We start from the raw sequence: 4,556 nt of genomic DNA, 5'->3' as shown, positions 1-4,556 counted from the left end.
CACCGAACTGCGCCTCGATGCTGCGCACACACTGCGCCACGCCAATATCAGCCAGCCGGTAGAACACTTGCTTGGCGGCGCGGCGGGTGGCCACCAGGCCGGCGCGTCGCAATTCGCCGAGCTGCTGGCTCAGGGCGGGCTGGCCAATACCCGTGGCGGTGTCGATCTCGCCGACGGTCATCTCGCCGGACTGGAGATGGGAGAGGATCATCAGCCGCTGGGGCTGGCCATAGCTCCGCAGCTTCTCTACCGCCCGGTCGGCCTCCTCGCGGGTCAGCGGCATGGTTTCAGCTCCATGGTTTCAGCCTCGGTCGAGCGGGCGGCAGAACCATGCCGGGTCGTCGTTTGACACCAGCGTCTCGTCGGTGAGCGGACGCAGCACCGGGTCGCCGGGCTCCCAGCCCTCCGGCGTCACCGCGTCTCCCGCGGCGGCGCGCTTGAGCGCGGCGGCAAGGCGCAACATCTCACGCGCCGAACGCCCGACCGACATCGGGTACCAGTTGATGGCGCGGACAATGCCGTCCGGGTCGATGAAATAGCTCGCCCGCACGGTCGAGGAATCCTGCGCCGTCTCATCCAGCATGCCATAGGCGCGGCTGATGACGAGCGAGGTGTCCTCCACCACGGGGAAAGGCACCTCGACATTGAAGGCGCCGCGGATCGCCCGCAGCCAGCCCATGTGGGAGAACAGGCTGTCCACCGACAGCCCCATCAGCGCGACGCCGATCTCGTCGAATTGCGGTGCCAGCCGGGCCAGCGCGATGAATTCGCTGGTGCAGACCGGGGTGAAATCCGCCGGGTGCGAGAACAGAACGAGCCACCGGCCACGATAATCGCCGAGGTGCACCTGCCCCTGCGTCGAGCGGGCGCTGAACACGGGCGCGGCATCGCCGATGCGCAGCGGGCGCGGCGCGGCGGAGGCCGATCGGCTGTCGGAATGGAGTTCCCCTGTCATGCCCCCTGATTGCCCTTACCGAGAAAGTGATGCAATACGGATTTACAATTACACACATTATGTAAATATGAAATTCATGAAGATGGCTGGAGGAACGCCAATGTCCGATCCGACCTTCCTGAACGACGTGCCGCTTGAAAAAGCCACCGCCCAGATCCGTGCTGCCGGCGCGAGCGACAATCGCCTGGCGGTCGAGGCTTTCTTCGACGAGCCGACCAACACCGCGAGCTACGTCATTCATGATCCCGCCACCCGGCAGGCGGCGATCGTCGACAGCGTGCTCGATTTCGACGCGGCCTCGGGCCGCACCTCCACCGCTTCGGCGGACGCGATCATCGCTTACGTGAAGGCGCATGGACTGACGGTCGACTGGCTGCTGGAGAGCCACGCCCATGCCGACCACCTCTCGGCCGCGCCCTATATCCAGCGCCAACTGGGCGGAAAGCTCGCCATCGGACGCGAGATCATCACCGTCCAGAACGTGTTCGGGAAGATTTTCAACTTCGGTACCGAATTCGCCCGCGATGGCTCCGAGTTCGACCGGCTATTCGAGGATGGCGACATGTTCAGCGTCGGCTCCATCCCCGCCATGGTGCTGCATGTTCCCGGCCACACGCCGGCCGACATGGCCTATGTCATCGGCGACGTGGTGTTCACCGGCGACACGCTGTTCATGCCGGATTTCGGCACCGCCCGCGCCGACTTCCCCGGCGGTGACGCGCGCCAGCTTTTCCACTCGATCCGCCGCCTGCTGGCGCTGCCGGACGAGACGCGGCTGTTCCTCTGCCACGACTACAAGGCGCCGGGCCGCGACAGTTACGCCTGGGAGACCACGGTCGGCGCCGAGCGCGCCGGCAACATCCATGCCCGCGACGGTGTCGACGAGGATGCTTTCGTCGAGATGCGCACCAAGCGCGACGCGACGCTGGCCATGCCCAAGCTGATCCTTCCCTCCGTGCAGGTGAACATGCGGGCGGGCAACCTTCCCGAGCCGGAAGAGAATGGCCGGCGCTACCTGAAGCTGCCGCTCGACACGCTCTGAACTGGCGCCGGCCGGCGCGCCAACGCCGGTTGGTGATCGTCGCCCCTGCAATGAGATCGAGGAGACTCCCATGACGCCGAAACAGATCGTGCCGGAATTTCATGTGTGCGGCCAAATGGACGATGTCGCGCTTGCCGAGGCCGCGGCGGCCGGCTTCCGGGCGGTGATCTGCGCCCGTCCCGACGGCGAGGAGCCGGGGCAGCTGGCGGCCAGCGACGCGGCTGCCCTGGCCGATACGCTGGGCATGGCATTTGTCCACATTCCGGTGACGCCGGGTACCTATGCCGAGGCGGATGTGGCCAGAATGCGCAGTGTGCTCGACAGCCTGCCCGGGCCGGTGCTGGGCTATTGCCGCAGCGGCACACGAGCCGCGACGCTGTGGGCACTCGCGCAGGCTGGCCGTCTTCCGCCCGAGACAATCACCGCGCTTGCTTCCGCCGCCGGCTTCGACGTTTCGGGCCAGCGGGCCCGTTTCACCGCGCCGGCCGACGCGGGGACCCCCGGCGCGCCCAAGACCTATGACGTGGTGATCGTGGGAGGCGGCGCGGCGGGCATCGCCACGGCGTCGAGCCTGCTGAAGCGCCGTCCCTCGCTCGCCATCGCCGTCATCGAGCCGGCCGAGTGCCACTATTACCAGCCGGGCTGGACCATGGTCGGCGCCGGCGTCTTCAAGCCGGAGACGACCCGCGTGCCGATGGGCGCGGTGATGCCCGAGCGTGTCACCTGGGTGAGGCAGGCGGCGGCCGGCTTCCGGCCCCAGTCGAAGGAAGTGGCTCTCGCCGATGGCTCGTCCCTGCGTTACCGCGTGCTGGTGGCCGCGCCGGGGCTGCGGCTGGCCTGGGAGGCCATTCCCGGCCTTCCCGAGGCGCTCGGGCGCCATGGCGTCACCTCGAACTACCGCTTCGACCTCGCCCCCTACACCTACCGCCTCGCCAGCACGGTGAAGGCGGGCCGGGCGCTGTTCACCCAGCCGGCCATGCCGATCAAATGCGCCGGCGCGCCGCAGAAGGCCATGTACCTCTCCTGCGACATCTGGCGGGACGCCGGCGTGCTGCCGCGCATGGAGGTGGAGTTCCACAATGCAGGCGGCGTGCTGTTCGGTGTGCCCACCTATGTTCCCGCGCTGATGGAATATGTCGAGCGCTACGGGATCGACCTCAACTTCGGCTCGACCCTCGTCGCCGTCGATGGCGAGGCTCGGGTCGCGACCTTCGAGCGCAAGGGAAGCGATGGCGGCACCGAGCGCGTCGAGCGCGGTTTCGACATGCTCCATGCCGTGCCGCCGCAGAAGCCGCTCGACGTTATCGCCGCCAGCCCGCTGGCGGGGGCGGGCGGCTGGATCGAGGTCGATCCGGCGACGCTGCGCCATGTTCGGCATCCCGATATTTTCGCGCTGGGCGACGCCACCAACACGCCGAACGCCAAGACCGCCGCCGCCGCGCGCAAGCAGGCGCCTGTCGTGGCGGTCAACGTGCTGGCTGCGCTGGAGGGAAAGGCGCCTGCCGCCCGGTATGACGGATACGGCTCCTGCCCGCTCACCGTGGAGCGCGGCAAGATCGTGCTGGCGGAATTCGGCTATGGCGGCGCGCTGCTGCCGACCTTCCCGCGCTGGATTCTCGATGGCACCCGTCCGACCCGCCTCGCCTGGTTCCTCAAGGACCGCATGCTGCCGCCGATCTACTGGCACGCCATGCTGAAGGGCCGGGAGTGGCTGTGCCGGCCCGAGCCGATCTCTCCGGTGAAAGAGGCCGCCTGATGCTCGAGCCGCTGCAATATGGGCTCGGTGCCGGCGCCGGCGTGCTGGTGGGGTTCACGCTCGGCCTGGTCGGCGGCGGCGGGTCCATCCTCGCCGTGCCGCTGATGGTCTATCTGGTCGGGGTGCGCAACCCGCATGTCGCCATCGGCACCAGCGCCTTCGCCGTCGCCATCAATGCCGCTGCCGGGCTGCTGCAGCATGCCCGCGCGGGCACGGTGAAATGGCGCTGCGGCGGCATGTACGCCATGGCCGGCATCGTCGGCGCCTTTGCCGGCTCGAGCTTCGGCAAGCTGGTCGGGGGTGAGAAGCTGCTGTTCCTGTTCGCGCTGCTCATGCTGGTGGTCGGGGTACTGATGCTGCGCGGGCGCGGCAATCCGGGCGAGCCGGGCGCGGAGTGCAATCGCGCGAAGGCGCCGAAAGTGCTCGGCTTCGGGCTCGGCACCGGCGTCTTCTCCGGCTTCTTCGGCATTGGCGGCGGTTTCCTCATCGTGCCGGGGCTGATCGGCTCCACCGGCATGCCGATCCTGAACGCGGTTGGGACCTCGCTGGTGGCCGTGACCGCCTTCGGCCTCACCACCGCGTTCAACTATGCGCTGTCGGGGCTGGTGAACTGGCCGCTCGCCTTCACCTTCATCGCCGGTGGCGCACTCGGCAGCGTCGCCGGGATGAAGCTCGCGCAGCAGCTTTCCGGGCGAACCGGCCGGCTGACCACGGTGTTCGCGACGCTGATCTTCGTGGTGGCGAGCTACATGCTGTTCAAGAGCGCCTCGGCCCTGCTCGCCTGAAGTCCTCGGGCGGCAGGC

The 4,556-nt window shown here is 68.3% G+C and carries 5 protein-coding genes; 3 read left to right on the top strand and 2 right to left on the bottom strand.

Annotated features, from left to right (window positions below; genetic code table 11):
* Both FHS55_RS23145 and FHS55_RS23140 read right to left on the bottom strand, forming a co-directional pair.
* Positions 1–283, bottom strand: a 283-nt coding sequence (locus FHS55_RS23145) for an ArsR/SmtB family transcription factor (protein ID WP_183192222.1), incomplete at its 3' end; no start/stop codon positions are given.
* Positions 284–301: 18 nt separating this feature from the next.
* Entirely contained in the window at positions 302–955 is a 654-nt protein-coding gene (locus tag FHS55_RS23140; protein WP_183192221.1) for a peroxiredoxin, read from the bottom strand.
* Positions 956–1,055: 100 nt separating this feature from the next.
* On the opposite strand from FHS55_RS23140, the gene FHS55_RS23135 reads away from it, so the two are divergent.
* The 3 genes from FHS55_RS23135 (at position 1,056) to FHS55_RS23125 (ending at position 4,538) form a co-directional block, all read left to right on the top strand.
* Positions 1,056–1,997 (top strand): MBL fold metallo-hydrolase, encoded by a 942-nt coding sequence (locus FHS55_RS23135; protein ID WP_183192220.1) that lies wholly within the window; start codon positions 1,056–1,058, stop codon positions 1,995–1,997.
* A 70-nt stretch (positions 1,998–2,067) separates the two neighbouring features.
* Complete coding sequence (locus FHS55_RS23130) at positions 2,068–3,753, top strand: bifunctional protein tyrosine phosphatase family protein/NAD(P)/FAD-dependent oxidoreductase (RefSeq protein ID WP_183192219.1); 1,686 nt, start codon at positions 2,068–2,070, stop codon at positions 3,751–3,753.
* On the top strand, positions 3,753–4,538 hold the full coding sequence (locus FHS55_RS23125) for a sulfite exporter TauE/SafE family protein (RefSeq protein ID WP_183192218.1): 786 nt from the start codon (positions 3,753–3,755) through the stop codon (positions 4,536–4,538). The genes FHS55_RS23130 and FHS55_RS23125 overlap by 1 nt, the downstream gene beginning before the upstream one ends.
* Positions 4,539–4,556: the final 18 nt, after the last annotated feature.

The sequence above is a fragment of the Ancylobacter tetraedralis genome (assembly GCF_014195655.1).
Lineage (GTDB): Bacteria > Pseudomonadota > Alphaproteobacteria > Rhizobiales > Xanthobacteraceae > Ancylobacter > Ancylobacter tetraedralis.
The sequence above is the reverse complement of the archived record's forward strand: the minus strand, read 5'-3'. Positions and strand labels throughout refer to the sequence as shown.